Source organism: Blastococcus sp. SYSU D00820 (assembly GCF_054050695.1).
Map to the genome: position 1 here is coordinate 227,586 of NZ_JBJGZW010000003.1, position 26,642 is coordinate 254,227.

The 26,642-nt window shown below is 74.3% G+C and carries 24 protein-coding genes; 7 read left to right on the top strand and 17 right to left on the bottom strand.

The features are described from left to right. Positions 1-3: 3 nt before the first annotated feature. The 7 genes from prcB to ACI79R_RS06570 all read right to left on the bottom strand — a co-directional run bounded on the left by prcB (position 4) and on the right by ACI79R_RS06570 (position 7,336). Positions 4-804: a proteasome subunit beta gene (prcB, locus tag ACI79R_RS06540; RefSeq protein WP_456572777.1), complete on the bottom strand. Its 801-nt coding sequence runs from the start codon at positions 802-804 to the stop codon at positions 4-6. A 50-nt stretch (positions 805-854) separates the two neighbouring features. Then, entirely contained in the window at positions 855-1,577 is a 723-nt protein-coding gene (locus tag ACI79R_RS06545) for an endonuclease domain-containing protein (protein WP_456572778.1), read from the bottom strand. Positions 1,578-1,609: 32 nt separating this feature from the next. After that, positions 1,610-1,819, bottom strand: a complete 210-nt coding sequence (locus ACI79R_RS06550; RefSeq protein WP_456572779.1) for a ubiquitin-like protein Pup — start codon at positions 1,817-1,819, stop codon at positions 1,610-1,612. 108 nt (positions 1,820-1,927) lie between these two features. Next, positions 1,928-3,433, bottom strand: a complete 1,506-nt coding sequence (gene dop, locus ACI79R_RS06555) for a depupylase/deamidase Dop (RefSeq protein ID WP_456572780.1) — start codon at positions 3,431-3,433, stop codon at positions 1,928-1,930. A gap of 58 nt (positions 3,434-3,491) precedes the next feature. Then, a complete protein-coding gene (locus ACI79R_RS06560) occupies positions 3,492-4,382 on the bottom strand; it encodes a septum formation family protein (RefSeq protein WP_456572781.1) in 891 nt (296 codons plus the stop codon). 141 nt (positions 4,383-4,523) lie between these two features. Then, a complete protein-coding gene (gene arc / locus ACI79R_RS06565) occupies positions 4,524-6,257 on the bottom strand; it encodes a proteasome ATPase (protein WP_456572782.1) in 1,734 nt (577 codons plus the stop codon). Between the two features lie 143 nt (positions 6,258-6,400). Continuing rightward, positions 6,401-7,336 (bottom strand): tRNA (adenine-N1)-methyltransferase, encoded by a 936-nt coding sequence (locus tag ACI79R_RS06570; protein WP_456572783.1) that lies wholly within the window; start codon positions 7,334-7,336, stop codon positions 6,401-6,403. A gap of 102 nt (positions 7,337-7,438) precedes the next feature. Here ACI79R_RS06570 and ACI79R_RS06575 point away from each other — a divergent pair, with 102 nt between their 5' ends. Then, complete coding sequence (locus ACI79R_RS06575; protein ID WP_456572784.1) at positions 7,439-8,377, top strand: RecB family exonuclease; 939 nt, start codon at positions 7,439-7,441, stop codon at positions 8,375-8,377. A gap of 125 nt (positions 8,378-8,502) precedes the next feature. After that, positions 8,503-9,696, top strand: a complete 1,194-nt coding sequence (locus ACI79R_RS06580) for an amidohydrolase family protein (protein ID WP_456572785.1) — start codon at positions 8,503-8,505, stop codon at positions 9,694-9,696. On the opposite strand, the gene ACI79R_RS06585 is transcribed toward ACI79R_RS06580, so the two are convergent. From ACI79R_RS06585 to metH, 3 genes are all read right to left on the bottom strand, one after another. Beyond that, on the bottom strand, positions 9,693-10,394 hold the full coding sequence (locus ACI79R_RS06585) for an HAD family hydrolase (RefSeq protein ID WP_456572786.1): 702 nt from the start codon (positions 10,392-10,394) through the stop codon (positions 9,693-9,695). The genes ACI79R_RS06580 and ACI79R_RS06585 overlap by 4 nt on opposite strands. 115 nt (positions 10,395-10,509) lie before the next feature. Further along, a complete protein-coding gene (locus ACI79R_RS06590) occupies positions 10,510-11,481 on the bottom strand; it encodes an NAD-dependent epimerase/dehydratase family protein (RefSeq protein ID WP_456572787.1) in 972 nt (323 codons plus the stop codon). Positions 11,482-11,562: 81 nt separating this feature from the next. Further along, positions 11,563-15,369: a methionine synthase gene (metH, locus tag ACI79R_RS06595; protein WP_456572788.1), complete on the bottom strand. Its 3,807-nt coding sequence runs from the start codon at positions 15,367-15,369 to the stop codon at positions 11,563-11,565. Positions 15,370-15,579: 210 nt separating this feature from the next. Here metH and ACI79R_RS06600 point away from each other — a divergent pair, with 210 nt between their 5' ends. Both ACI79R_RS06600 and ACI79R_RS06605 read left to right on the top strand, forming a co-directional pair. After that, positions 15,580-16,437 (top strand): PAC2 family protein, encoded by an 858-nt coding sequence (locus ACI79R_RS06600; RefSeq protein WP_456572789.1) that lies wholly within the window; start codon positions 15,580-15,582, stop codon positions 16,435-16,437. A 100-nt stretch (positions 16,438-16,537) separates the two neighbouring features. After that, positions 16,538-16,981: a VOC family protein gene (locus tag ACI79R_RS06605; protein ID WP_456572790.1), complete on the top strand. Its 444-nt coding sequence runs from the start codon at positions 16,538-16,540 to the stop codon at positions 16,979-16,981. Positions 16,982-16,991: 10 nt separating this feature from the next. On the opposite strand, the gene ACI79R_RS06610 is transcribed toward ACI79R_RS06605, so the two are convergent. After that, on the bottom strand, positions 16,992-18,026 hold the full coding sequence (locus ACI79R_RS06610) for an HD domain-containing protein (protein WP_456572791.1): 1,035 nt from the start codon (positions 18,024-18,026) through the stop codon (positions 16,992-16,994). Next, positions 18,026-19,282, bottom strand: coding sequence for a cysteine--1-D-myo-inosityl 2-amino-2-deoxy-alpha-D-glucopyranoside ligase (mshC, locus tag ACI79R_RS06615; RefSeq protein ID WP_456572792.1), 1,257 nt, complete (start codon positions 19,280-19,282; stop codon positions 18,026-18,028). Before mshC ends, ACI79R_RS06610 begins: the two co-directional genes overlap by 1 nt. A gap of 66 nt (positions 19,283-19,348) precedes the next feature. On the opposite strand from mshC, the gene ACI79R_RS06620 reads away from it, so the two are divergent. After that, on the top strand, positions 19,349-20,065 hold the full coding sequence (locus tag ACI79R_RS06620) for a maleylpyruvate isomerase family mycothiol-dependent enzyme (protein WP_456572793.1): 717 nt from the start codon (positions 19,349-19,351) through the stop codon (positions 20,063-20,065). Positions 20,066-20,068: 3 nt separating this feature from the next. On the opposite strand, the gene ACI79R_RS06625 is transcribed toward ACI79R_RS06620, so the two are convergent. From ACI79R_RS06625 to ACI79R_RS06645, 5 genes are all read right to left on the bottom strand, one after another. Continuing rightward, positions 20,069-20,470, bottom strand: coding sequence for a VOC family protein (locus ACI79R_RS06625; RefSeq protein WP_456572794.1), 402 nt, complete (start codon positions 20,468-20,470; stop codon positions 20,069-20,071). A gap of 85 nt (positions 20,471-20,555) precedes the next feature. After that, complete coding sequence (locus ACI79R_RS06630; protein WP_456572795.1) at positions 20,556-21,287, bottom strand: SCO1664 family protein; 732 nt, start codon at positions 21,285-21,287, stop codon at positions 20,556-20,558. Between the two features lie 20 nt (positions 21,288-21,307). Then, positions 21,308-21,859, bottom strand: a complete 552-nt coding sequence (locus tag ACI79R_RS06635; RefSeq protein WP_456572796.1) for a DUF3090 family protein — start codon at positions 21,857-21,859, stop codon at positions 21,308-21,310. A 48-nt stretch (positions 21,860-21,907) separates the two neighbouring features. Beyond that, entirely contained in the window at positions 21,908-22,609 is a 702-nt protein-coding gene (locus ACI79R_RS06640; RefSeq protein ID WP_456572797.1) for a histidine phosphatase family protein, read from the bottom strand. Positions 22,610-22,686: 77 nt separating this feature from the next. After that, positions 22,687-23,517, bottom strand: a complete 831-nt coding sequence (locus ACI79R_RS06645) for an undecaprenyl-diphosphate phosphatase (protein WP_456572798.1) — start codon at positions 23,515-23,517, stop codon at positions 22,687-22,689. Between the two features lie 186 nt (positions 23,518-23,703). On the opposite strand from ACI79R_RS06645, the gene ACI79R_RS06650 reads away from it, so the two are divergent. Together ACI79R_RS06650 and ACI79R_RS06655 are read left to right on the top strand one after the other, a co-directional pair. Further along, positions 23,704-24,684: an aldo/keto reductase gene (locus ACI79R_RS06650; protein ID WP_456572799.1), complete on the top strand. Its 981-nt coding sequence runs from the start codon at positions 23,704-23,706 to the stop codon at positions 24,682-24,684. Beyond that, complete coding sequence (locus tag ACI79R_RS06655; RefSeq protein ID WP_456572800.1) at positions 24,681-26,642, top strand: AAA family ATPase; 1,962 nt, start codon at positions 24,681-24,683, stop codon at positions 26,640-26,642. The genes ACI79R_RS06650 and ACI79R_RS06655 overlap by 4 nt, the downstream gene beginning before the upstream one ends.

Sequence of the window (26,642 nt, forward strand, 5' to 3'; positions counted from 1 at the left end):
GCGTCAGGCCCCCTGGGTGGCGTCGCGGTCGGCGGCGGTGCGCTCGGCGACGATCGAGTCGGCGACGGCGGCCACCTCGTCGTCGGTCAGCCGCACCGCGCCCTCCTCGTCGACCCGGTAGACGATCGGGTAGAGCCGGCGCACCGGGTCCGGTCCGCCGGTGGCGGAGTCGTCGTCGGCGGCGTCGTAGAGCGCCTCGACCACGGTGCGGGTGGCGGCGTCGGCCGACAGGCCGGCCCGCCAGGTCTTCTTCAGCGAGTTCTTGGCGAAGATCGACCCCGAGCCCACGGCGGCGTAGCCGCGCTCCTCGTAGTTCCCGCCGGTGACGTCGTAGCTGAAGATCCGGCCGGGCGTGGTGCCCTCGGCGGCGTCGAGGTCGTACCCGGCGAACAGCGGGACGACGGCCAGGCCCTGCAGCGCGGCACCGAGGTTGCCGCGGATCATCGCGGCCAGCCGGTTGGCCTTGCCGTCGAGGCTCATGGTGAGCCCCTCGATCTTCTCGTAGTGCTCGAGTTCGACCTGGTACAGCCGGACCATCTCGATCGCGATGCCCGCGGCACCGGCGATGCCGATGACCGACCAGGAGTCGGCCGGGTAGACCTTCTCGATGTCGCGGCTAGAGATCAGGTTGCCCATGGTGGCGCGGCGGTCGCCGCCCATGAGCACGCCGCCGGCGTAGGTGACGGCGACGATCGTGGTGCCGTGCGGAGCCATGTCCCCCACCGGGAGCTGCGGGGTGGGCCGTCGTCCGGGCAGGAGGTCCGGGGCGGCCACCGCCAGGAAGTCGGTGAACGAGGAGCCCACGCGGTCCAGATAGGCGGGCGGGAACCCGCTCCGACCAGCCGACGACTCGTTCACCCATCCGCCTTCCCCACCGGACCCTGCCGGCGTCGATCGCTGGTGTCCGCCCCGGTGGACCGGCTGCTGCGGGTCCGGCCAGGGCGTCGCTGCGACCCTACCGGCGGGGTCCCGGGTCGGCTGGCCGCGTCCGGGGCGCCGGAGGACGTCTCCTCGCGGGCTCGCGGGTGACGTACGCGGTGGATCTCCACGTAGGCCGCGGCCGACCGCATGAGCTGCGGGTCGTCACGGAGCAGCCCGAGCGCGAGGTTGCACCTCTCGCACAGCAGACCTCGCACCCGCCCGCCGACGTGATCATGATCGATGTGGCCGGGGTCCGAATCGGCGCAGATGGCGCAACGGTTCCCCTGACGGGCTCGGAGGTCGGCGATCCCCTCAGGAGTGAGCCCGTATCGCCGGTAGAAGTAGCCATGCCGGTCGGCGGTCCGCTTGCAGCTCTTGCAGTTGCTTCCGAACCCCGAGGCGGTGGAGGTCGACCTCGCGTAGTCCTCGTGCGCCACTGCCTGCTCACAGCTCGGGCACCAGCGGAACCCTTCCGGTATCCACGAGTGATCGCGCACGGCCTTGCCCTGTCGACGACGACGTTCCCGGTACCACTGGTTGCTCCGGGCACGGTTGCAGGACAGGCAGTAGAACGAGAGCCCGTCCCGCAATGTCTTGTTCCGACCGAATTCGGTGGCCGGCTTGACCTCGCCACAAGACGGGCACTGCTTCGACATAGGACCGCGCGTAACGCAGCGTAGTCGAGCGACTACTCTCCGCCCTTCTGCACGTAGCTTCTCACGAACTCCTCGGCATTCTCCTCGAGCACCTCGTCGATCTCGTCGAGGATGGAGTCGACGTCCTCGGACATCTCCTTGTGCCGCTCGGCGACCTCGGCGTCGACCGACGCCTCGACCTCCTCGGTCTCCTCGCGCGACCGCGTCGCCCGCTGCTGCCCGCCGGTGTCCCTCGTGGCCATGGTGGTGCCTCCCCAGTCCGTGCCCGAGCTGCTGCCGCTGAAGTTACCCGCCGCCGGTGACGGCGGGGTGTCGACGTGAGGGCCTGTGGAGAGGCGTGCCGCCGCGGATCAGCCGCCGGTGATGGTGTCGACCAGCTCCTGCGCGGTCGACGTCGACTCGAACAGCGCGCCGACGTGCTCCCGGGTGCCGCGCAGCGGCTCCATGGTCGGGATGCGCACCAGGTTCTCCCGGCCGAGGTCGAAGACGACCGAGTCCCACGAGGCGGCGGCCACCTGGGCCGGGTAGCGGCGCAGGCACTCCCCGCGGAAGAACGCCCGGGTGTCGGTGGGCGGGGTGACCATCGCGCGGGTCACCTCCTCGTCGGTGAGCAGCCGCTGCATCGAACCGCGGGCGACCAGCCGGTGGTAGAGTCCCTTCTCCGGCCGGACGTCGGAGTACTGCAGGTCGACCAGGTGCAGGCGGGAGTCGCCCCAGCCCAGCCCGTCACGGCCGCGGTAGCCCTCGAGCAGCCGCAGCTTGGCCGGCCAGTCCAGCCGGTCGGCCAGCCGCATCGGGTCGACGGCGAGGTCGTCGAGCACCTCCGCCCAGCGGCGGAGCACGTCGGCGGTCTGCTCGTCGCGCTCCCCCGCCCGGTCGACGAACCGCTCGGCCTGCTCGAGGTAGACCTGCTGCACCTCCAGCGCCGTCATGGTCCGCCCGTCGCGCAGCCGCACCTTGTACTCGAGAGACGGGTCGTGGCTGATCGCCTGCAGCGCCGCGACCGGCTCGTCGAGCGAGAGGTCCTGCGTCAGCGCTCGGGCCTCGATCATGGCCAGCACCAGCGACGTCGTCCCGACCTTGAGGTAGGTCGACAGCTCCGCGAGGTTGGCGTCGCCGATGATCACGTGCAGCCGGCGGTACTTGTCGGCGTCGGCGTGCGGCTCGTCGCGGGTGTTGATGATCGGCCGCTTGAGCGTCGTCTCGAGGCCCACCTCGACCTCGAAGAAGTCCGCCCGCTGGGACAGCTGGAAGCCCTGCGTGCGGCCCTCGGTGCCGATGCCGACCCGGCCCGAGCCGGCGAAGACCTGCCGGGTCACGAAGAAGGGGATCAGCCCGCGGACGATGTCGAGGAACGGCGTCCGCCGGTCCATCAGGTAGTTCTCGTGGGCGCCGTAGGAGGCGCCCTTGCCGTCGGTGTTGTTCTTGTACAGCTGGATCGGCTGGGTGCCGGGCACCCGCGCGGCGCGCCGGGCCGCCTCGGCCATCACCTGCTCCCCCGCCTTGTCCCACAGGACGACGTCGCGGGGGTTGGTCACCTCCGGCGTCGAGTACTCGGGGTGGGCGTGGTCGACGTAGAGCCGGGCGCCGTTGGTGAGGATGACGTTGGCCATCCCGGCGTCCTCGTCGAGGTCGTTGTGGTCCAGCGCCTGGGCCGGCGAGAGGTCGAAGCCGCGGGCGTCGCGCAGCGGCGACTCCTCCTCGAAGTCCCAGCGGGCCCGGCGCGGGGTCGGCGCCTCGGCCACCGACCAGGCGTTCACCACCTGGCTGGACAACGTCGTCGGGTTGGCCGACGGCTGGCCGGGCACCGAGATGCCGTACTCGACCTCGGTCCCCATGACCCGGCGCACGCTCATGACCCAACCCTAGGCCGCTCGCGCACCCCGCCCGGGCGACGGTTCCGGTGGCCGGCGGTCAGGGCCGCAGGCTGCCGGTGACCTGACCGCCGGCGGCCGGCCGCACGACGCACCGCGGCTCGGCGCCGTTCTCCCACTCCTCGGCGGTGTCCACCCACACGTCCACGACGTAGTCGCCGGGCAGGGCCGCGCCGGAGAGGTACTCCTGCACGTCGTCCGAGCAGCTGGCGACCGCGGCCTGCCGGGTCGGGTCGTCGGGGTAGGGGGCGTCGCTCGGGATGTCGGCCAGCGAGTAGCCCACCGGCTCGGCGTCGTGGTTCTGGTCGCACGGGGTGACGGCGAAGTCGCTCGGCGTGCCCACGAAGCAGGTGCGGAAGGCGGCCGCGTCGTCGCCGGCCAGCGCGTTGGCGAGGACGCCCGGGGACGTGCGCGGCGTGACGTAGCCGTAGTAGACGTCGCAGCGCATCCAGCGGGCCCCGGCCGACCAGGCCTCCTCGCTGGGCAGGTAGGTGGCGTAGAAGGCGTACGGGTCCTCGAACGACTCGCCGCCGAGGTACTCGATCACCGTGTTGAGGTCGCACAGGTCGCTCAGGGCCGCCCCGATGTCGGTGTCGGGGTCGGTGACGTCGTCCTCGTTCGGCCGCGGCTCCTCGGGGCCGAGGCCGGTGTCCTCCACGACCGCCGTCTCGGCGTTGTGCTCACCGCCGCACTCGACCGGCATCGGCGGCTCCAGGGGCGTGTCCTCCTGGCCCTCGCCGATCTCGTAGCAGGCGCCGACCACCGGCAGCGCCGCCGGGTCGGCGCCTTCGATGCCGGCCGGCGGCACGGTGGGCTTGCCCGCCTCGAGCTCGGCCGGGAACGCCTCCCCCGCCACCGTGCTGGTGCAGCCGGCCAGCAGCAGCGCGGCAGCGCAGCCGAGCAGCGCGGACCTGCGACGCGCTCGCCTCATGACCAGCCCCCTCCGGACGTCGCGAGCGCCCCGGCGCGGGCGCGACCGGGTCGGTGGAGCGAACCAACCACGCTCGCTCCCCACGGCGCAACGGCTCGCCGCCCGGCGCGTGCGGTGCACCGGGCGGCGAGCCGGTCGCCGTTACAGGTACTGGCCGGTGTTGGTGGCGGTGTCGATGGCCCGGCCGGACTCGTTGCCCTTGCCGCTGATGAGCGTGCGGATGTAGACGATCCGCTCGCCCTTCTTGCCGGAGATCCGCGCCCAGTCGTCGGGGTTGGTCGTGTTCGGGAGGTCCTCGTTCTCCTTGAACTCGTCGAGGCAGGCCTGCATCAGGTGGCCGACCCGCAGGCCACCGGCCCCGGTCTCCAGCCGCTCCTTGATGGCCATCTTCTTGGCCCGGTCGACGATGTTCTGCAGCATGGCGCCGGAGTTGAAGTCCTTGAAGTACAGGACCTCCTTGTCACCGTTGGCGTAGGTGACCTCGAGGAAGCGGTTCTCCTCGCTCTCGGTGTACATGCGCTCGACGGTCCGCTGGATCATCCCGGCGATGGTCGCCTCGCGGCTGCCGCCGTGCTCGGCGAGGTCGTCGGGGTGGATCGGCAGCGTCGTCGTCAGGTACTTGCTGAAGATGTCCCGCGCGGCCTCGGCGTCCGGCCGCTCGATCTTGATCTTCACGTCCAGCCGGCCGGGCCGGAGGATCGCCGGGTCGATCATGTCCTCGCGGTTGGAGGCGCCGATGACGATGACGTTCTCCAGGCCCTCGACACCGTCGATCTCGCTGAGCAGCTGCGGCACGATCGTGCTCTCGACGTCGGAGCTGACCCCCGACCCGCGGGTGCGGAAGATCGAGTCCATCTCGTCGAAGAAGACGATGACCGGGGTGCCCTCGCTGGCCTTCTCACGGGCGCGCTGGAAGACCAGCCGGATGTGGCGCTCGGTCTCGCCGACGTACTTGTTGAGCAGCTCGGGGCCCTTGATGTTGAGGAAGTACGAGCGCCCGGAGTTCGGGCTCTCCTCCCCCCGCACCGCGGCGACCTTCTTGGCCAGCGAGTTGGCCACCGCCTTGGCGATCAGCGTCTTGCCGCAGCCGGGCGGCCCGTAGAGCAGGATGCCCTTGGGCGGCCGGAGCTCGTACTCGCGGAACAGGTCCGCGTGCAGGAACGGCAGCTCGACGGCGTCCCGGATCTGCTCGATCTGCCGGGACAGGCCACCGATGTCGCCGTAGTCGATGTCGGGGACCTCCTCAAGGACGAGCTCCTCGACCTCGCTCTTGGGGATCCGCTCGTAGACGTGGCCCGACCGGCTCTCCAGGAGCAGGGAGTCGCCGCTGCGCAGCGGCTGGTCGGACAGCGAGTCGGCGAGGGTGACCACGCGCTCCTCGTCGGTGTGCCCGATGACCAGGGCGCGGCGCGCCTCGCCCTCGATCGGCTCGAGCAGCTCCTTGAGCATGACGACGTCGCCGGAGCGCTCGAAGCCGCGCGCCTCGACGACGTTCATCGCCTCGTTGAGCATGACCTCCTGCCCGCGGCGCAGCTCGTCGAGCTCCACCACCGGGGAGACCGACACGCGCAGCTTGCGCCCGCCGGTGAAGACGTCGACCGTGCCGTCGTCGTACCGCTCGAGGAAGACGCCGTACCCCGACGGCGGCTGGCCGAGGCGCTCCACCTCCTCCTTGAGCGCCACCAGCTGCTCGCGCGCCTCGCGCAGCGTGCCCGCCAGCTTGTCGTTCCGCTCGGAGAGGAAGGCCGCACGGCCCTCCGCCTCGGCGATCCGCTCCTCCAGCGCCCGCACCTGTCGGGGGCTCTCGGCCACCTTGCGCCGCAGCAGACCGATCTCCTCCTCGAGGTAGGAGATCTGGGACAGCAGTGCCGTCACGTCACGCTCGCGCCGCGCTCGGAACTCGTCGGGACCCAGGCCCATCGCGCACCTCCACACCCATCGGGAGAGCCAGGAGGCAAATCTATACACGCCCGACGACAGCGTGCCGGGGGCTCGCGGCTCAGTCGGACGACGGGCGGTCAGCCCTTCTGGGGGCGCCTCTGCCGCAGCGGTGCCACCGTGCCCTCCGCCAGCCGCCGGGCGGTCACCAGGAAGGCGGTGTGGGCGACCATCCGGTGCTCCGGCCGCACGGCGAGGCCGACCGCGTGCCAGGGCCGCAGCAGCGACTCCCACGCGTACGGCTCGGTCCACACGCCCTGCGCGCGCAGCGCCTCGACGTAGGTGGACAGCTGGGTCACCGTCGCGACGTAGCCGACGAGCACGCCGCCGGGCCGCAGCGCCGCGGCCACCGTGGGCAGCACGGCCCACGGCTCCAGCATGTCGAGGACGACGCGGTCCACGACCTCCTCCGCCGGGTGCTCGGCGAGGTCGCCGAGGCGGAGGTCCCAGTTGGCCGGGCGCTCGCCGAAGAACGCGGTGACGTTGGCCGTGGCGATCCCGGCGAAGTCCTCCCGCCGCTCGTAGCTGGTCACCGAGCCGCCGCTGCCGACGGCGCGCAGCAGCGAGCAGGTGAGCGCGCCGGAGCCGGCACCGGCCTCCAGCACCCGCATGCCCGGGCCGACGTCGCCGAAACCGACGATCTGCGCGGCGTCCTTGGGGTAGATGACCTGCGCGCCGCGGGGCATGGACAGGACGAAGTCGGCCAGCAGGGGGCGCAGCGCCAGGTAGCCGGTGTTCGCCGTCGAGTGCACGACCGACCCCTCGGGCGCGCCGATCAGGTCGTCGTGGGCGATGGCGCCCCGGTGGGTGTGGAAGGCCTTGCCCGGCTCGAGGACGACGGTGTGCAGGCGGCCCTTGGGGTCGGTGAGCTGCACGCGGTCGCCGACCCGGAACGCGCCGGCCACGGGCTCGCGCGGGGTCTCGACCTCCACCTCGGGTCGAGGCTCCTCCCCGGCCTCGTCGGCGGGCTGGGTCCCCTCGGCGGGGTCGAGGGGCTGGTCCGGCTGCGTGTCCACGGGCGTCGAGGGTACGGAGCGCCCGGCTGTGGCCGCGCTCTCGGCGTCCGGCACCGGCGCGGGCGCTCGGAACTGTCGGTGGCCCGACCTAGCCTCGGACCCATGACGGCGATGGTGCAGACGGTGGGGGCCGGGGCCCCCGTCCCCGCGGCCCCGGCGGGCGGCGACGCGCAGGCGCCCCGGCGTCCCTCGCTGTCCCCGAGCCGGGCGGCCGACTTCAAGAGCTGCCCGCTGCTCTACCGGTTCCGCACCATCGACCGGCTGCCCGAGAAGAAGAGCAGCGCCGCGGTGCGCGGCACCCTCGTGCACGCGGTCCTGGAGAAGCTCTACGACCTGCCGCCGCGCGAGCGCACCCCCGAGGCGGCGCGGGAGCTGATCGCCCCGGCGTGGGCCGAGCTGTCGGCCGATCCCTCGATCGCCGAGCTGTTCGCCGCACCGGAGGCGCCCGCCGAGGGCCAGGCCGCTCCCCCGTCGCTGGAGGCGTGGCTGGCGTCGGCCGGCAAGCTCGTCGACGCCTACTTCACCCTGGAGGATCCGACCCGCATCCAGCCGCACGGCCGGGAGGAGCTGGTCGAGGTCACCCTGCCCGACGGGCTGCTGCTGCGCGGCTACGTCGACCGGCTCGACGTCGCCCCGACCGGCGCGCTGCGGGTGGTCGACTACAAGACCGGCTCGATGCCGCGCGAGGCGTTCGAGTCCAAGGCGCTGTTCCAAATGAAGTTCTACGCGCTGGTGCTGTGGCGTACCCGCGGCGTGGTGGCCAGCCAGCTCAAGCTGCTGTACCTCGGCGACGGCGACGCGCTGACCTACGCCCCCGACGAGGCGGAGCTGGTGCGCTTCGAGCGCACGCTGCTGGCCATCTGGGCGGCGATCGAGCGGGCCGCGGCGACCGGCGACTTCCGGCCCAACCCCAGCCGGCTGTGCGGCTGGTGCGACCACCAGGCGTTCTGCCCGTCGTTCGGCGGCACTCCCCCGCCGTTCCCGGCCGAGGCCGCCGCCGCGGCCGGGTGGGCGACGCTGCCGGTCGTCGAGCGGGACTGAAGCAGGACGGGGCCAGCTCCTCCCACGGGCTGCCGGAGGCGCCGGGCCGTCCGGCCCTGACGCCGCCGCGATCCCCGTCCTAGCGTGACCTCGCCAGTCGCCTTCGCCACGTCAGGGGGCCGGCCATGCGGGCACACCGGGCAGCGCACGCCTTCGACGGCGACCGCGTCCTGCCGGGTGGCGCCCTGGTCCTCGTCGCGGACGGCCGCATCGCGGGCGTCGAGCCCGCCGGTGCGCCGGTGCCGGCCGACTGCCCGGTCACCGACCACCGGAACGCGACCCTGCTCCCGGGCCTGATCGACACCCACGTCCACCTCTGCGCCGACGCCGGCCCGCGGGCGCTGGACACCATCCCCGATCTGTCGGCGGCCGCGCTCGACCGGGTCGTCGAGACCTCCCTGCGCCGGCACCTCGCCGCCGGCGTCACGGCGGTCCGCGACCTCGGCGACCACCGATGGGCCGTCGTCGAGCGGCACCGGGGCCGCGTCGAGGGGCCCACCGTGGTCGCGTCGGGGCCGCCCATCACCTCCCCGGGTGGCCACTGCGCCTCCATGGGCGGCGAGGTCACCGGCCCGGACGGCCTGCGCCGAGCCGTCCGGGAGCGGGCCGAGCGGGGCGCCGACCTGGTGAAGGTCATGGTCAGCGGCGGCATGCTGACGCCCGGCACCGACCCGCTGGCCTGCCAGTTCGACCTCGCGGACCTGCGCGTCCTGGTGGACGAGGCGCACCGGCTGGGCCTGCCGGTCGCCGCGCACGCCCACCCGCTCACCGCCGTGGAGCGGGCACTGGACGCCGGCGTCGACGGCATCGAGCACTGCAGCTGCCTCACCCCCGACGGCATCCGCACGCCACCCGGGGTCGCCGCCCGGCTCGCGCGAGGCCCGGCGGCGGTCTGCCCCACGGTCGGCAACCTGCCCGGCGCGGACCCGCCCCCGCACGTGCGGGCCCGGATGGCCGCGGCCGGCGCCGGCTTCGAGCAGCTGCTCGCACACGCCGGGGATCTCTGCCGGGCGGGCGTCCGGCCGGTCGCGGGCACGGACGCGGGCATCGCGCCGGGCAAGCCGCACGGCGTCCTGCCCTACGCCGTGGCCGAGCTGGTCTCCGGTGGTCTCGCGGTGCCCGAGGCGCTGGCGGCCGCGACCGGGCGCGCCGCCGATGCCTGCGGGCTGACCGGCCGGACGGGGCGGCTGGCCGCGGGGCTCGACGCCGACCTGCTGGTGGTGGACGGCGACGCCACGGCCGATGTCGGCTGTCTCCTGCGACCCCGCCTCGTCGTCTCCCGCGGCCGGGAGGTCGACCTCGGGCCGGAGCCCCGCTAGCGGCCGGCGGCCGCGAGACGGGCCGCGGTCAGCACCCCGGCCAGCGTCGCCACGTCGGTCCCGGCCAGCGTCTCCACCAGCGTCAGGCCCGGCGCGGGTGGCACCGCCTGCAGGGCCGGCACCCCGAGCACGGCCATGCCGGCTGCGAGCCCCGCCTGCACGCCCACCGCGGAGTCCTCGACGACCACGCAGGCGTCCGGGTCCACGCCGAGCCCGGCGGCGGCCTGCAGGTACGGCGCCGGGTCGGGCTTGCGCGCCGGCACCTCGTCGCCGCACACGGTCAGGTCGAACGGATCGCCGCCCAGGTCGCGCGCGAGGCTGCCCAGCACGATGGCGGCCAGCCGGCGCGGCGTCGTCGTCACCAGGGCGGTGGCCACCCCCGCGGCGCGGACCGCCTCCAGCAGCTCGCGGGCGCCGGGTCGCCACGCGATGCCGGTCGACATCAGCTCCCCGGCCCGGTCCTCGACCCACCGGGCGTCGGCCTGCAGCTGCTCCTCCGTGCGCCGCAGGCCCAGGTCGGCGTGCAGCACCTGCATGGACCGGCGCATGCTCGTGCCGACCGTCGCCGCCCGCGCCTCGGGCGACATCCGGCCCCCCAGGGAGCCGGCGAGCTCGAACATCGCCTCGCCCCAGTACTCCTCGGTCTGCACGAGCGTGCCGTCCATGTCGAAGAGGACGGCGGCGAGCTCGTGGGACACGGGACCTCTGCTGATCGGCTGGTGCGGACGCGGCGGGGGTACCGCACCCCGAGTCTCCCAGCCGGTCCGCAGCCCGGGCGCCTCCTGAGGGGCAGATCACCCCGGCGGGCGCCGGTCAGCGGACGGTGTAGGGGCCCGTGCTCACCTCGTGGTAGCCCTTGGCGCCGATGCGGTCGGCCAGCGGACTGCGCGCCGGCCTGCCGTCGCGCAGCAGGTCCAGGGCGGTGGCGAAGTCGTAACGCGGCCGCCAGCCGAGGTCGTCCCGGGCCCGGGCGTTGACGTACACCCGGTCGATGCGCGGGAACATCCGCCAGCCCAGCCGGTCGTACACCTCCCGATATCCGGGGACCAGCCGCTCGACGACGGCGGGCGCGTCGCGGTGCAGCTCGTCGAGGTCCCCCGGACCGAAAGGGGTAGTGGCGCTGACGACGTACCGCCCGAAGCCGAGCGCGGGTGCGCGGTCCAGCGCGGCCAGGTGCGCGTCCACGACGTCGGCGAGGTCCACGCGGCGATACAGCAGCTCGTTGACCTTGGCGTTCGCGTCGGCGTACCCGGTGCGCACCGCCTCGCTGTCGTCGGCCTCCGGGAAGAAGCGCGACGTGCGCAGCACCAGGCAGGGCAGGCCGGCGTCGCGGGCGACGAGCTCGCAGAGGTCCTCGGCGGCGACCTTGGTCACCCCGTACACGTTGCGGGGCCGCGGGACGACGTCCTCGGTGATCCACGCCGCCGGGGCCCCCTCCCCCGGCGTGAGCGCGCGCCCGAAGGCGCTGGTCGTGCTGGTGAAGACGAAGGAGCCGACCCCGGCCGCCACCGCCTCCTCCAGCAGGACGAGGGTGCCGGTGACGTTGGCGTCGACGAAGTCCTGCCGCGGGTGGGTGCCGACGTGCGGCTTGTGCAGCGTCGCGGTGTGCAGCACGGCCGCGACGCCGTCCAGGGCCCGGCGGACGGCGTCGCGGTCGGTGACCGAGGCGACCACGTCGGTGTGCGGCGACGGCAGGCGGTCCAGCCCCACGACGTCGCCGCCCCCGGCCCGGAGCGTCGTGACCAGCGCCTCCCCGAGGTGCCCGGCGCTCCCCGTGACGAGCACTCGGCCGTGCCCCCCGCGGCCCCCGTGCAGGCCCCCGCGGGGAGCGGAGCGAGTCGTGGGGGGCACGGGGGTCCTTCTACTTCATTCGTCCTCGGTGCGGTAGCCCAGGTTCGGCGACAGCCACCGCTCGGCCTCGGCGACGGTCCAGCCCTTGCGGGCGGCGTAGTCCTGCACCTGGTCGCGGCCGATCCGGCCGAGCACGAAGTACCGCGCCTGGGGGTGGGCGAAGTACAGGCCGCTGACCGCGGCGCCGGGCCACATGGCCATGCTCTCGGTGAGGCTGATGCCGGTGGCGGCCTCGACGTCCAGCAGGTCCCAGATCGTCTGCTTCTCGGTGTGCTCGGGGCAGGCCGGGTAGCCGGGGGCGGGCCGGATCCCCCGGTACTTCTCCGCGATCAGCTCCTCGTTGGCCAGGTGCTCGTCGGCGGCGTAGCCCCAGAACTCCCGCCGCACCCGCTCGTGCAGCCGCTCGGCGAACGCCTCGGCCAGCCGGTCGGCGAGGGCCTCGAGCATGATCGCGCTGTAGTCGTCGTTGTCGGCCTTGAACGCCGCCACCCGCTCCGCCGAGCCGAGCCCGGCGGTGACGGCGAAGGCGCCGACGTAGTCGCGCAGGCCGGTCTCGCGGGGGGCGACGAAGTCGGCCAGCGACTTGCGCGGGGCACCGTCACGGCCCTCGGTCTGCTGCCGGAGCTGGTGCAGCGTCGTGCGCACCGCCGTCCGCGACTCGTCGGTGTAGACCTCGATGTCCTCGCCGCCCACCCGGTTGGCCGGGAACAGCCCGAGCACGCCGTTGGCCGTCAGCCACCGCTCGCCGATGATCCGGTCGAGCATCGCCTGGGCGTCCTCGTACAGCCGGCGCGCGGCCTCCGCGGTGGCCGGGTTGTTGAGGATGTCGGGGAACCGCCCGCGCATCTCCCAGGCGGAGAAGAACGGCTGCCAGTCGATGTAGCCGCGCAGCTCCTCCAGCGACTGGTCGCGCAGCACCTTGACGAACTGCGTCGCCGCGCCGTGGGCGTGTCCGCAGTCGGGGCCGGTGCACACGTCGCGGGCCTGCTGCAGCAGCATCCGCGGGCGCGGCGGGGTGTAGGCGCTCCAGTCGAACTCCGGCGCGGCGGCCCGGGCGGCGGCCAGCGGCAGCAGCCGGCGGGTGTCCTCGCGGGCGGCGTGCCGCTCGCGCAGCGCCTCGTACTCGCTCTCCACCGACGCCAGCAGCTCCGGCCGCTGCTCGTCGGACAGCAGGGCGGCCACGACGGGCACCGACCGCGACGCGTCCTTCACCCACACGACGGGGCCGTGGTACCGGGGCGCCACCTTGACGGCGGTGTGCGCGCGCGAGGTCGTCGCACCGCCGATCAGCAGCGGCACCTCGAAGCCCTGCCGCTCCATCTCCGAGGCCAGGTTCACCATCTCGTCCAGCGACGGCGTGATCAGCCCGGACAGGCCGATGACGTCGGCGCCGTGCTCCTTGGCCGCGTCCAGCACCTTCTGCGCCGGCACCATCACGCCGAGGTCGACGACGTCGTAGTTGTTGCACTGCAGGACGACGCCGACGATGTTCTTGCCGATGTCGTGGACGTCGCCCTTCACGGTGGCCATGACCACGGTGCCGTTGGTGCGCTCGGCGTCCTCGGGCCGCTTCTCGGCCTCGATGAAGGGCACCAGATAGGCGACCGCCTTCTTCATGACCCGCGCGCTCTTGACCACCTGCGGCAGGAACATCTTGCCGGCGCCGAACAGGTCGCCGACGACGTTCATGCCGTCCATCAGCGGGCCCTCGATGACCTCGATCGGCCGGCCGCCGCGGGCGCTGATCTCCGCGCGCAGCTCCTCGGTGTCGGCCTCGACGAAGCCGTCGATGCCCTTGACGAGCGCGTGGGTGATGCGCTCCCCCACGGGCAGGGAGCGCCACTCCTCGGAGGCCGCCTCGCGCACCGCGCCGTCGCCGGCGAAGTCGGCGGCGATCTCCAGCAGCCGCTCGGTGCTGTCGGGCCGGCGGTCGAGGACGACGTCCTCGATCCGCTCGCGCAGCAGCGGCGGCACCTGCTCGTAGACCTCCAGCGCGCCGGCGTTGACGATCCCCATGTCCATGCCGGCGGCGATGGCGTGGAAGAGGAACACCGCGTGGATGGCCTCGCGCACCGGGTTGTTGCCGCGGAAGGAGAACGAGACGTTGGAGACGCCGCCGGAGACCAGCGCGCCGGGCAGGTTGGCCTTGATCCAGCGGGTGGCCTCGATGAAGTCCACGCCGTAGGTGGCGTGCTCCTCGATGCCCGTGGCCAGGGCGAAGACGTTCGGGTCGAAGATGATGTCCTCGGCCGGGAAGCCGACCTGCTCGACGAGGATGTCGTAGGCCCGCCGGCAGATCTCCTTGCGCCGCTCGAGGGTGTCGGCCTGGCCGTGCTCGTCGAAGGCCATGACCACGACCGCGGCGCCGTGCATGCGGCACAGCCGCGCCTGGCGGACGAAGTCCTCCTCGCCGGACTTCAGCGAGATCGAGTTGACGATCGACTTGCCCTGCACGCACTTCAGGCCGGCCTCGATGACCTCCCACTTCGAGGAGTCGATCATGACCGGCACGCGGCAGATGTCGGGCTCGGCGGCGACCAGCTTGAGGAAGCGGTCCATGGCCGCGACGCCGTCGATCATCCCCTCGTCCATGTTGACGTCGATCACCTGCGCGCCGGCCTCGACCTGCTGGCGGGCGACGGCGAGGGCGGCCGGGTAGTCGCCGGCCTTGATCAGGTTCCGGAAGCGCGCCGAGCCGGTGATGTTGGTGCGCTCGCCGACGTTCACGAACAGCGACTCGGGGGTGACCGTGAGCGGCTCCAGACCCGACAGCCGCAGCGCCGGCGCGACGACCGGCGGGATGCGCGGGGTCGCGCCGTCGACCGCGGCCGCGATGGCGGCGATGTGCGCGGGCGTCGTGCCGCAGCAGCCGCCGACCAGGTTGAGGAAGCCCGCGCCGGCGAACTCGGCGAGCACGGCGGCGGTCTCCTCCGGCGCCTCGTCGTACTCGCCGAAGGCGTTGGGCAGCCCGGCGTTGGGATAGCAGGAGACGAAGGTGTCGGCGATGCGCGACAGCTCGGCGATGTAGGGCCGCAGCTCCGCGGCGCCCAGCGCGCAGTTCAGCCCGACCGCCAGCGGCCGGACGTGGCGCACGGAGTGCCAGAACGCCTCGGTGACCTGCCCGGACAGCGTCCGCCCCGAGGCGTCGGTGATCGTGCCGGAGATCATCACCGGCCAGCGCCGGCCGCGGGCCTCGAACAGCGTCTCCAGGGCGACGATCGCGGCCTTGGCGTTGAGCGTGTCGAAGATCGTCTCGACCAGCAGGACGTCGGCGCCGCCGTCGACGAGCCCCTCGGCCTGCTCGCGGTAGGCCGTCACGAGTTCGTCGAAGCCGACGTTGCGGGCGCCGGGGTCGTTGACGTCGGGCGAGATGGACGCCGTCCGGGTGGTGGGGCCCAGGGCGCCTGCGACGTAGCGCGGCTTGTCCGGCGTGCGCGCGGTCATCGCGTCGGCCTCGCGGCGGGCCAGCCGGGCCGCCTCGAGGTTGATCTCGCCCGCGAGCTCGCTCATGCCGTAGTCGGACAGCGAGACGGCGTTGGCGTTGAAGGTGTTGGTCTCGATGAGGTCCGCGCCGGCCTCGAGGTACTCGCGGTGGATGCCGGCGACCAGCTCCGGCTGGGTCAGCACCAGCAGGTCGTTGTTGCCCTGCACGTCCGACGGCCAGTCGGCGAAGCGCGCGCCGCGGTAACCGGCCTCGTCGGGCCGGTCCCGCTGGATGGCCGTCCCCATGGCCCCGTCCATGACCAGCACCCGCTCCCGGAGCAGGGCGGTGAGCTCGGCGGTGGCGTCGGGGCGCGGCGACGGGTGTGCGGGCACGGGCATCCTCAGCGGTCGGTGTCGACTCCGGTGGGGCGGCGGCGTCGCGGCCCCGGACCGGCCCAGGCACGGACGACCCGGACGTCGGCGCCATTGTCCCACTGGTGTCCACCGCGAGCAGCCGCCCGGTACATGGCACCGGGACGGGTGGTACGGGTGGTCCGGACGGGTCGCGCGGCCACGGCGGGGTGGCCGGACCGACGTAGGCTCGCAGGGGTGATCGACCCCAAGTCCGCACCCGAGGACCTGCCCGAGCTGACCGACCCCGTGGTGGTGGTCGCCTTCGAGGGCTGGAACGACGCCGGGGACGCCGCGACCGGGGCGCTGGAGCACCTCGAGCTGATCTGGGACGCCACCCCGCTGGCCGCCCTGGACCCCGAGGACTACTACGACTTCCAGGTCAACCGGCCCACCGTCTCCCTCACCGGCGGCCTCAGCCGGCGCATCGAGTGGCCGACGACCCGCATCTCGGTGGCCCGCCCGCCGGGCAGCCGGCGCGACGTCGTCCTCATCCGCGGCATCGAGCCGAACATGCGCTGGCGCAGCTTCTGCGAGGAGCTCATCGAGCTGTGCCACGAGCTCGGTGCACAGACCGTGGTCGCCCTCGGCGCGCTGCTGGCCGACACGCCGCACACCCGGCCCACGCCGGTGACCGGGTCGGCCTACGACACCGAGTCCGCCGAGCGCTACGGGCTGGAGACGTCCCGCTACGAGGGGCCGACCGGCATCCTCGGCGTCTTCCAGGACGCCTGCGTGCAGGCCGGGCTGCCGGCGGTGAGCTTCTGGGCCGCCGTGCCGCACTACGTCTCCCAGCCGCCCTCGCCGCGGGCCACCGTTGCGCTGCTGCAGCGGGTCGAGGAGGTGCTGGAGGTTCCCGTGCCGCTCGGCGCGCTCCCCCAGCAGGCCGACGAGTGGGTCAAGACCGTCGACGAGATGGCCCAGGAGGACGACGAGGTCGTCGAGTACGTGCGCTCGCTGGAGGAGCGGGCCACCGAGGACGACCTCTCCCGCGCCAACGGCGACACCATCGCGCGGGAGTTCGAGCGATACCTGCGCCGGCGCGGCACGAACTAGCCGGCCGCCTCCGGAGGCTCGCCCCGAGCGTGCGAGGGGTGAGGGGGAGGCGGTCCTTCCCCTGCGCCGGCGCGGCACGAACTGACGGCAGGGTGGGGGCATGCAGCCCCGCCTCGACCTGCTGACCCTCGCCGTCCCCGACCTGGACGCCGTCCGCCGCTTCTACGTCGACGGGCTGGGCTGGACGCCGGCCCTCGACGTGCCCGGCGAGGTGCTGTTCGTCCAGGTGAACTCCGGGCTCCTGCTCGCCCTCTTCGGCGCCGCGGACCTGGCCGCCGACATGGGCCTGGACCCCGCGGACGTCGTGCCGGGCGCCGGCTTCACCCTGGCGCACAACGTGGACAGCCCGGACGCCGTCCGCGAGGCGATCGCCGCGGCCGTGGCGGCCGGCGCGCGCCTGCTCAAGGAACCGCAGCCGGCGGCGTTCGGCGGGTTCCACGGCTACGTCGCCGATCCGGCCGGCATCCGCTGGGAGGTGGCCTGCAACCCCGGGTGGTCGGTCGCGGCCGACGGCACGGTGACCATCCGCCCGGTGGAGGGCTGAGCAGCGCCGGTCAGGCGGGCAGCAGCGGCCGCATCCGGGCGGTGGCGTCGTCGCCGAACAGCCGGTCGTGCGTCGCGAGGGCGAACCGGTCGGTCATGCCGGAGACGTAGTCGACCACCTGGGTGACCGGATCGGCCTCGGTGTCGCGGTAGCTGGCCGGGATCAGCTCGGGGTGGGCCAGGTGGTGGTCGACCAGCCGGCGGATGACGTCGACGGCCAGCTGCTTCTGCCCGGCGGCGGTCTCGGAGCTGTAGACCCGCTCGAACATGAAGGCCCGCAACTCGTGGAAGGCGGCCAGCGGCTCCGGGGCCATGACCACCGCACCGGCGGTGTTGGCCTCGGCCAGGCTGCCGGTGACCACGGCGTCGATCATGGCGCCGACCATCGTGCTGCCGGGCTCGCCGAAGACGGCGCGGGCGCCGGCGGGCAGGTCGCCCGGCTGCAGCACCCCGGCGCGGACGGCGTCCAGCGCGTCGTGCGACAGGTAGCCGATGCGGTCGGCGTAGCGCACGCACTCGGCCTCGCGGGTGGCCGGCGGCGGGTCGATCTTCCAGCTGTGCGCCCGGACGCCGTCGCGCACCTCCCATGTCAGGTTGAGGTGCTCGAGCACCTCGACGATGCGCACGCCCTGCGCGGCGTGGTGCCAGCCGCCGGGCACGTAGGGCTCCAGCGCGTCCTCGCCGATGTGGCCGAACGGCGAGTGGCCGACGTCGTGGGCCAGCGCGATGGCCTCGGCGAGGGTCTCGTTGAGCCCCAGCGCCCGCGCCAGCGACCGGGCCACCTGGGTGACCTGCAGGGTGTGGGTCAGGCGGGTGACGAAGTGGTCGCCGTCGGGGTTGAGGAAGACCTGCGTCTTGTGCTTCAGCCTGCGGAAGGCCTTGGCGTGCAGGATCCGGTCGCGGTCGCGCTCGAAGGCCGTGCGCAGCGCGTCCTCCGGCTCCGGCCGGGCCCGGCCGCGGGTGGCCGCCGAGCGCGTGGCCGCGGGGGCCAGCGCCTCCTCGGCGCGTTCCCGGGCGGCCCGGTCGGTGAGCCGGAACGGAGGCATCAGCAGTCCTGCACCGCGACGCCGAGCAACGCGTCGACCGCGTCGCAGACCACGGCGGGGGCGCCGTCGTCGAGGTCGTCGTCCGGGCCGGCCGCCAGGGTGCGCGCCGCCCACTCGTCGACCAGCGCGATCGCGCCGGGGCTGTCGAGGTCGTCGGTGAGCCGCTCCCGCAGGCCGGCCAGCACCGGCGCGGCCGGCGCCCCGGCGGGCAGGGCCATCGCGCGGCGCCAGGTGGCCAGCCGCTCCTCGGCGGCGGCCAGCAGGTCCGGCGTCCAGGCGCGGTCGGTGCGGTAGTGCCCCGACAGCAGCGCCAGCCGGATCGCCATCGGGTCCACGCCCTCGCCGCGGAGCTTGGAGACGAACACCAGGTTGCCGCGGCTCTTGCTCATCTTCTCGCCGTCCAGGCCGATCATCGCCGCGTGCACGTAGGCCCGGGCGAAGGGCTTGGTGGCCGTCAGCGCCTCGGCGTGCACGGCGGAGAACTCGTGGTGCGGGAAGACCAGGTCGCTGCCCCCGCCCTGGACGTCGAAGCCCATGCCGATGGTGTCGAGCGCGATCGCGGCGCACTCGATGTGCCAGCCGGGCCGCCCGGCGGTGCCGCGCGGGCCGGGCCACGAGGGCTCACCCGGGCGCTGCCCGCGCCACAGCATCGGGTCCAGCCGGTTGCGCTTGCCGGGCCGGTCGGGGTCGCCCCCTCGCTCGGCCGACAGCCGCAGCATCGTCTCCTCGTCGTAGCCAGACTCCCCGCCGAAGCCGGGGGCCTGGGCGATGTCGTGGTAGACGTCGCCGGTGCCGTCGTCGACAACGTAGGCCAGGCCCTCGTCGAGCAGCGACTCGACGTAGGCCACGATCGCCGGGATCGACTCGACCGCGCCGACGTAGTCGTCGGGCGGCAGCACCCGCAGCGCCGTCATGTCCTCGCGGAACAGCGCGGTCTCCCGCATGCCGAGCACGACCCAGTCCTCGCCGTCGCGGTCGGCGCGCTCGAGGAGGGGGTCGTCGATGTCGGTCACGTTCTGCACGTAGTGGACGGCGTGCCCGGCGTCCCGCCACAGCCGGTTGACCAGGTCGAAGGCCAGGTAGGTGGCCGCGTGGCCGAGGTGCGTGGCGTCGTAGGGGGTGATGCCGCAGACGTACATGCGCGCGATCCGGTCGGGACTGGTGGTCACCACCTCGCCGCGGGCGGTGTCGTGGAGCTTGAGCGCGGGCCCCGTCCCGGGGAGGGTGGGCAGGAGCGGAGCGGGCCAGGCGAGCACCCCCCGAGCCTAGAGGCGACCGCCGACGGTGCCGCCCGGCCCTCGGCCGGACCTGTGGAGGCGAACGTGGACGTGGACCAGTACCTGCCGGTGCTCCAGCGCACCGACGCCCGCCTCGCCGACGCCGCGGCGGAGGCCGTGCTGGCCCGCGGCTGGTCGGCGCCGGTGCCCGGCTGTCCGGGGTGGCGGCTGTCGGACCTGGTCTGGCACGTGGCCTCGGTGCAGCACTTCTGGGCGTGGGTGGTGCGCACGCGGGCAGCCGACCCATCCACCTACGTCGAGCCGGCCCGCCGTCCCGACGACGAGCTGCTCGGCTGCCTGGCCGGGCACGCCGCGGAGCTGGAGACGGTGCTGGCCGGCGCCGACCCCGCCGAGCGGGTCTGGACCTGGGCCCCGCAGCAGGACGTCGCGTTCGTCCTGCGCCGGCAGGTGCACGAGGCGGTGGTCCACGCCGTCGACGTCGAGCAGGTGCTCGGCGACGTCCGGCCGATCCCCGCCGACGTCGGCCTGGACGGGCTCGACGAGTGGCTGCAGGTGATCGTGCCCGGCGTCCTCCCGGACGGCCCGCCGGAGGACGCGCACCCCGTCGTCCTGCACGCCGTGGACGCCGACGCCGAGCGCGTCCTCTTCCCCGGCAGCCGGCCGTTCCCGGTGGCCACCCTCACCGGCACCGCCGGCGACCTGCTGCTGGCGGTGTGGCGGCGGGTGCCGCTGGAGGTGCTCACCGTGCACGGCGACGGGCTGCAGGCCGCGGCGATGATCGACCGCGTCCGGCTGGAGTGAGGCTCAGGGCCAGCTGACGGCGAACCGGTCGAACTCGTCGGGGTGCTGGACGCCGACCACGCAGAACACCAGCCCCACCGGGTCGGTCATCTGCCACCAGCCGCCCTGCTCGCTGCTCTCGACGAAGCGCAGCCGCTTCGCCCCCAGCCCTTCCAGGCGGGTCACCTCGGCCTCGATGTCGTCGGCTTCGATGTCGAGGTGCCAGCGCGCCGGCGTTCCCTCCCCCGTGCGCTGCACCTCCAGGTGGAAGCCCTCGGCGAACCGGCCGAGCACCGCCCAGTCGGGGTCGTCGGGCTGCGGCTGGGCGGTGCGGCCGGTGGCCTCGGCCCAGAACAGGCTGCCCACGGCGTGCTGGTCCGGCGGGAGGTCGAGCAGGAGGATCGACAGGCGCGACCGGTGCGGCATGCCCCGATCCTGCCGGGCCGTCCCGGTGCGTGCGCTGCGGCCGCAGAACGGCCCCGGAACCGCCGCCTGAGCGCACACGCTGCGGTCAGAAAGGCGGCCAGGGCAGCGCCGGCCACTCCCCGCTCGGCTCGGGGTGCACCTGCGTGCGCAGCAGCGTGGCCACCCGCTGCTGGGTGCAGCGCACCTCGCGGCGGGTGAGGTGCTCGTGCAGCTGCTCGCCGAGGTCGCCGCGCAGCTCGTCGTCGAGCCGTTCGAGCACCTCCAGGGCGCCCACGGGCAGCGGCTTGCCGGCCCAGCGCCACAGCAGGGTGCGCAGCTTGGGGTCGACGGAGAAGCAGATGCCGTGGTCGACGCCGTACACGTGCCCGTCCGGCGTCGGGATGATGTGCCCGCCCTTGCGGTCGGCGTTGTTGACCACGGCGTCGAAGACGGCCATGCGGCGCAGCCCGGGGTGGTCTGAGCGGACGAACGCGGCGAGGTCGACCTCCGGGTCGCCGTCCACCCACAGCTGCACCATGCCCGGGCCGAACGGCCCGTCGCGCAGCACCGTCGGGGGCACCACGCGCCAGCCGGTGGCCTCGGACACGAGTGCGGCCGAGACCTCGCGGCCGGCGAGGGTGCCGTCGGGGAAGTCCCACAGCGGCCGCTCCCCCGCCACCGGCTTGTACACGCACTCCGCGGTCAGCGTGCCGGTACGGATGGTGCCGAACAGGGTCACGTTGCTCGCGTCGAGCATCCGGCCCTCGAGGTCGATCTCCCCGTCCAGCAGCAGGGCCCGGGCCTCACCGTCCCCGTCGGGCGCGCGCAGGTCCGGCACGGGCTCGGCCGGCTGCCCGGTCAGCGGCGGTACCCGTTCTGCCGTGGGCAGACGTGCCCGGTCGGGTCCAGCGGCAGCGAGCACAGCGGGCAGGCCGGCCGGCCGGCGGCGACCACCCGGCGGGCGCGGGCGACGAAGGCACGCGCGGCACCGGGGCTGATGGTCACCCGCAGGGCGTCGGGGCCCTCCTCGCTGTCGGAGAGGATCGCGTCCTCCTCGATCGGCTCCTCGCCGGCGGCGACGGCCTCGACGACGACGGCCTGCGCCTCGCCGTCCCAGGCCAGGCCCATGGCGGCGACGCGGAACTCCTCGTCGACCGGCGCGGTGAGCGGATCGAGGTCGTCGACCTCGACGTCGGCGGGGATGGCCGCGCCGGGGCGCGTGGCCACCTCGTCGAGCAGTTCGGCCATGCGCTCGGCGAGCACCTGCACCTGGCTCTTCTCGAGGGCGACGCTGACCACGCGGCCGGTGTCGTCGGAGGCCTGGAGGTAGAAGGTGCGGTCTCCCGGCTGGCCCACCGTGCCGGCCACGAACCGGGACGGGCGGTCGAAGAGGAAGACCTGTCGGGGCACGTGCCCAGGTTACGCGGGGACGGCGACGCGGCGCGGCGGGCGCCGAGGTCAGACGGTCGCGCCGGCCCCGCCGCCGACCACGGCGTCGGAGTCGGCGGCCTTGCGGCGGCGGCCCTTCTTCTTCGGAGGGATCAGCGCGGCGACGTCCCCGCCGGTGTCGTTCATGCGGACGACGAACGGCCGGGTGTCGGTGTAAGTGACCACCGAGATCGACGCCGGGTCGACGACGATCCGCTGGAACTGGTCCAGGTGCAGGCCCAGCGCGTCGGCCAGGACGGCCTTGATCACGTCTCCGTGGCTGCAGGCCAGCCACACGGCCTCGGGGCCGAGCGTGGCGTTCCACGCGCGGACGGCGGCCACCGCGCGGGCCTGCGTCTGCGCCAGCCCCTCGCCCTCGGGGCCGGGGAAGACCGCCGCGGACGGGTGCTGCTGCACGACCTTCCACAGCGGCTCCTTGGCCAGCTCCTTGATCGGCCGGCCGGTCCAGTCGCCGTAGCGGGCCTCGCCCAGCCGGTCGTCGGTCCGCAGCTCCAGCGACCGCCCCTCGAGGACGGCGCCGGCGGTCTGCCGGCAGCGCTCCAGCGGGCTGCTGACCACCGCGGCCAGCGGCACCGGGGCCAGCCGCTGCGCCACCGCCTGCACCTGCGCCTGGCCGGTCTCGTCGAGCTGCACCCCGGGGGTCCAGCCGGCGAGCACGCCGCCGGTGTTGGCGGTCGTCCGGCCGTGCCTCAGCAGGAGAACGGTGGTCATCCGCGCAGCTTATGGCCGGGCTGCAGGGTCCCGCCGCGAGCTCGCGGGCGGCGGGGAGCAGCCGGGCCCTTCCGCGCTCAGGTCGGTGCCAGCACCCCTGCGCCGACCAGCGCGAGCAGGGTCAGGCCCAGGACCACCCGGTAGACGACGAACGGGGTGAAGCTGCCCCGGTCGAGGTAGCGCAGCAGCCAGGCGATGACGGTCAGCCCGATGCCGAAGGCCAGGACGGTGGCCACGATCGTCGGGCCCCAGTCGACGGTCTCGCCGGCGACGCCCCCGGTGAGCACCTCGTAGACCTGGAAGAAGCCCGATCCGAGGACGGCGGGAACGGCGAGGAGGAACGAGTACCGCGCCGCGGCCGCCCGCGAGTAGCCGAGGAACAGGCCCATGGTGATCGTGCCGCCCGAGCGGGAGACCCCGGGGATCAGCGCGGCGGCCTGGGCCAGCCCGTAGGCGATGCCGTGGCCGACGGTGAGGTCCCGGAGCTCGCGCTGCTTGCGGCCCACGCGGTCGGCCCAGTACAGGACCAGCGAGAAGGCGACCAGCGCGATCGCCACGATGCGCAGGTCGCGCAGGGTGGTCTCGATGCGGTCCTGGAACAGCAGGCCCAGGACCACGATCGGGATGCTGCCGACGATGATCAGCCAGCCCATGCGGGCGTCGGGGTCGCCCTTGCGCTTGCCGGCCAGCGAGGCCAGCCAGGCGACGACGATCCGGGCGATGTCGCGGCGGAAGTAGAGCAGCACCGCGGCCTCGGTGCCGATCTGGGTGATCGCGGTGAACGCCGCACCGGGGTCACCCCAGCCGAAGGCCTCCCCCACCACGCGCAGGTGGGCGCTCGAGGAGATCGGCAGGAACTCGGTGAGCCCCTGGACGACGCCGAGGACGACCGCTTCGAACCAGCCCATCGCGCTCAGCCCGCCCGGCCGGCGGACATCGGGGCAGGGACGGGGCGGGCTCCGGACAGCACGGGGAGCCAGCCTAGGCGGCCCTCCCGGCATCCCCCGGGCGCGTCGCCCACCGCTCGGCGCGTCGTCCACCGGTCGGCCGTGCCCACCGGCCCGGGCCGCCGGGCGCCGGTAGGTTGGCCGGTCGTGGAACAACGGGCGCTCGGACGCAGCGGGCTGGTCGTCTCCCGGCTGGCGCTGGGCACCATGACCTGGGGCCGGGACACCGACGAGGACGAGGCGGCCATGCAGCTCACCGCCTTCGTCGACGCCGGCGGCACGCTGGTCGACACCGCCGACGTGTACTGCGACGGGGAGAGCGAGCGGGTGCTCGGCCGGCTGCTGGCCGACGTCGTCCCCCGCTCGGAGGTGCTGGTCGCCACCAAGGCCGTCGGCCGGACGGCGAACGGCCCGATGGGCCGCGGCGCCTCCCGCGGGCACCTGCTGGCCGCCCTCGACGCCTCCCTCGACCGGCTGGGCCTGGACCACGTCGACCTCTGGCAGCTGCACGCCTGGGACGAGGTGACCCCGCTGGAGGAGACGCTGGCCGCCTGCGACGCCGCGGTGGCCAGCGGCCGGGTGCGCTACGTCGGCGTCAGCAACTTCACCGGCTGGCAGACGGCCCAGGCCGCCACCTGGCAGCGGGCCTGGCCCGGCCGGGTGCCGCTGGTGAGCACGCAGGTCGAGTACTCGCTGCTGCAGCGCGGCGTCGAGCGCGAGGTGGTGCCGGCCGCCGAGCACCTGGGCCTGGGCGTGCTCGCCTGGTCGCCGCTGGGCCGCGGGCTGCTGACCGGCAAGTACCGGCACAGCACGCCGTCGGAGTCCCGCGGGGCCTCGCCGCAGTGGCAGGGGTTCATCGACGGGCTGCGCTCGGCGACGTCCGACCGGATCGTCGAGGCGGTCATCACCGCGGCGGAGGGCCTGGGCACCACGCCGCTGGCCGTCGCGCTGGCCTGGGTGCGCGACCGGCCGGGTGTCGCCGCTCCGGTGGTCGGCGCGCGCACCGCCCAGCAGCTGCAGGTGTCGCTGGACGCCGAGGCCGTGCGGCTGCCCGCGGCGATCCGCACCGCCCTGGAGGACGTCTCCGCGCCGCCCTTCGGCTATCCCGAGCGGCGGTACGACCGGTGAGCGACGCCGCCCCCGCGCCGGCTGCCGGCGACCCGGTCTTCACCGCCTTCTGCGCCGCCGGCCTGTGGCCGGGGCTGGGCAAGCGGACGGCGGCCGAGCTGCCCGCGGCCGGCATCACCGGCCCCGACGACGTCACCGCCGCTCGGCTGCTCAAGCTGCCGCGGGTCGGCCGGCAGCGCGCCGAGCGGCTGTTCTCCGGCTTCCTGTCCGCCCAGCCGACCTACGACGTCGTCGCGCTGCTGGTCGGCGCCGGCCTGGACGCCAAGCTGGCCGCCTCCGCCGCCGACGCGCTCGGCCAGGACGCCGCCCGCCGGCTGCGCGACGACCCGTGGGCGCTGCTCGCGCTGACCGGGGTCACCCTCGCCGACGCCGACCGGCTGGCGATCGCCGTCCTCCCCCGCGCCGACCGGCAGGACAGCCGCCGCGGCCGGGCGATCGTCTCCCTCACCCTGCGCACCGCCGCCCGCGACGGGCACACCGTGCTGCCGGTCGATCTCGTGGTGGCCGCGCTGCGCGCCGAGGGCATGGCCGACCCGGCCGCCGCGATCGTCGCGGCGGTGGAGTCCGGCGAGGTGCTCGACCACGAGCCGCCGGAACCCGACCTGGACGAGGACGCCGACCTCGACGAGCTCCCCGAACCCGACCCCGCGCTGCGGATGGTGTCGCTGGCCCGCTACGGCATGGCCGAGGAGGCCGTGGCCGAGAACGTGGCCCGGCTGGCCGCCACCGCCGAGCGGATCGCCGATCCGGCCGCGGTGCGGTCGGTGGCCAAGGGGCTGGACGAGGCGCAGCGGCAGGCGGTCGCCCAGGTGCTCGGCGCCGGCGTCTCCCTGCTCACCGGTGGCCCCGGCACCGGCAAGAGCCGCACGGTCGCGGCCGTCGTGAAGCTCCTGATGGCCAAGGGCACCGAGGTGGCACTGGCCGCGCCGACCGGGCGGGCGGCCAAGCGCCTGGAGGAGCTGACCGACCACCCGGCGGTCACGGTGCACCGGCTGCTGGGCGCGCAGGGCTTCTCCGGCGGCTTCGCCCGCAACGAGGAGTGGCCGCTGGACGCCGACGTCGTCGTCGTCGACGAGGCCTCGATGCTCGACGTCGAGCTCACCGCCGCGCTGCTGGAGGCCTGCCAGGACGGCACCCACCTGCTCCTGGTCGGCGACCCGGCGCAGCTGCCCTCGATCGGCCCGGGCCACGTGCTGGGCGACCTCATCGACTCCGGCGTCGTGCCGGTCACCGAGCTGACCACCCTCTACCGGCAGGCCGAGGGCGGGGCGATCGCGCGGCTGGCGAACGCCGTCCGGGCCGGCGAGCTCCCGCCGGTCGACTCCCCCGACCGCGAGGTGGTCGTGGTGCCGGCCACCGGCAGCGCCGAGGCCGCCCGCCGCGTGGTGCAGCTGGTCACCGACTCCATTCCGCGGGCCCTCGGCATCGACCCGGGCACCGTGCAGGTCGTGACGCCGGTGCACCGCGGCCCGGCCGGCACCATCGAGCTCAACAAGGCGCTCAAGGCGAAGCTCAACCCCGGCGACGGCACGGTGTGGGGCTTCGACGTCGGCGACCGGGTCGTGGCCACCGCCAACCACCTGGACCTCGAGCCGATCGGCTTCGCCAACGGCGAGACCGGGGTGGTCACCGGCACCGGCGACGGGTCGCTCGACGTCGCGTTCGCGTCCGGTCCGGTCACCGTCACCGGCACCGCGCTGTCGGACCTGCGGCACGGCTGGGCGATCACCGTGCACCGCGCGCAGGGCTCGGAGTGGCCCGGCGTGGTCGTGGTGCTGCCGCCGGAGGCCGGCGGGATGCTGTCGCGGCCGCTGGTCTACACCGCGCTGACCCGCGCGCAGTCACACCTGTCGATCGTGCACGCCAGCGGCGCGGCGCTGGCGCGGGCGGTGCGGGAGGTCGACGTCCGGCCGCGCCGCACCCGGCTGGCCCGGCTGCTCGCCGAGAACCTCGGGTGA

Coding starts and splice junctions, on each gene's coding strand:
- ACI79R_RS06550 (WP_456572779.1), bottom strand. CDS start 1,819: ATGGCCACGAGGGACACCGGCGGGCAGCAGCGGGCGACGCGGTCGCGC.
- ACI79R_RS06625 (WP_456572794.1), bottom strand. CDS start 20,470: ATGCCGCACCGGTCGCGCCTGTCGATCCTCCTGCTCGACCTCCCGCCG.
- ACI79R_RS06640 (WP_456572797.1), bottom strand. CDS start 22,609: ATGACCACCGTTCTCCTGCTGAGGCACGGCCGGACGACCGCCAACACC.
- ACI79R_RS06605 (WP_456572790.1), top strand. CDS start 16,538: ATGCAGCCCCGCCTCGACCTGCTGACCCTCGCCGTCCCCGACCTGGAC.
- dop (WP_456572780.1), bottom strand. CDS start 3,433: ATGAGCGTGCGCCGGGTCATGGGGACCGAGGTCGAGTACGGCATCTCG.
- ACI79R_RS06610 (WP_456572791.1), bottom strand. CDS start 18,026: ATGCCTCCGTTCCGGCTCACCGACCGGGCCGCCCGGGAACGCGCCGAG.
- ACI79R_RS06560 (WP_456572781.1), bottom strand. CDS start 4,382: ATGAGGCGAGCGCGTCGCAGGTCCGCGCTGCTCGGCTGCGCTGCCGCG.
- ACI79R_RS06580 (WP_456572785.1), top strand. CDS start 8,503: ATGCGGGCACACCGGGCAGCGCACGCCTTCGACGGCGACCGCGTCCTG.
- ACI79R_RS06545 (WP_456572778.1), bottom strand. CDS start 1,577: ATGTCGAAGCAGTGCCCGTCTTGTGGCGAGGTCAAGCCGGCCACCGAA.
- ACI79R_RS06645 (WP_456572798.1), bottom strand. CDS start 23,517: ATGGGCTGGTTCGAAGCGGTCGTCCTCGGCGTCGTCCAGGGGCTCACC.
- metH (WP_456572788.1), bottom strand. CDS start 15,369: ATGCCCGTGCCCGCACACCCGTCGCCGCGCCCCGACGCCACCGCCGAG.
- ACI79R_RS06575 (WP_456572784.1), top strand. CDS start 7,439: ATGACGGCGATGGTGCAGACGGTGGGGGCCGGGGCCCCCGTCCCCGCG.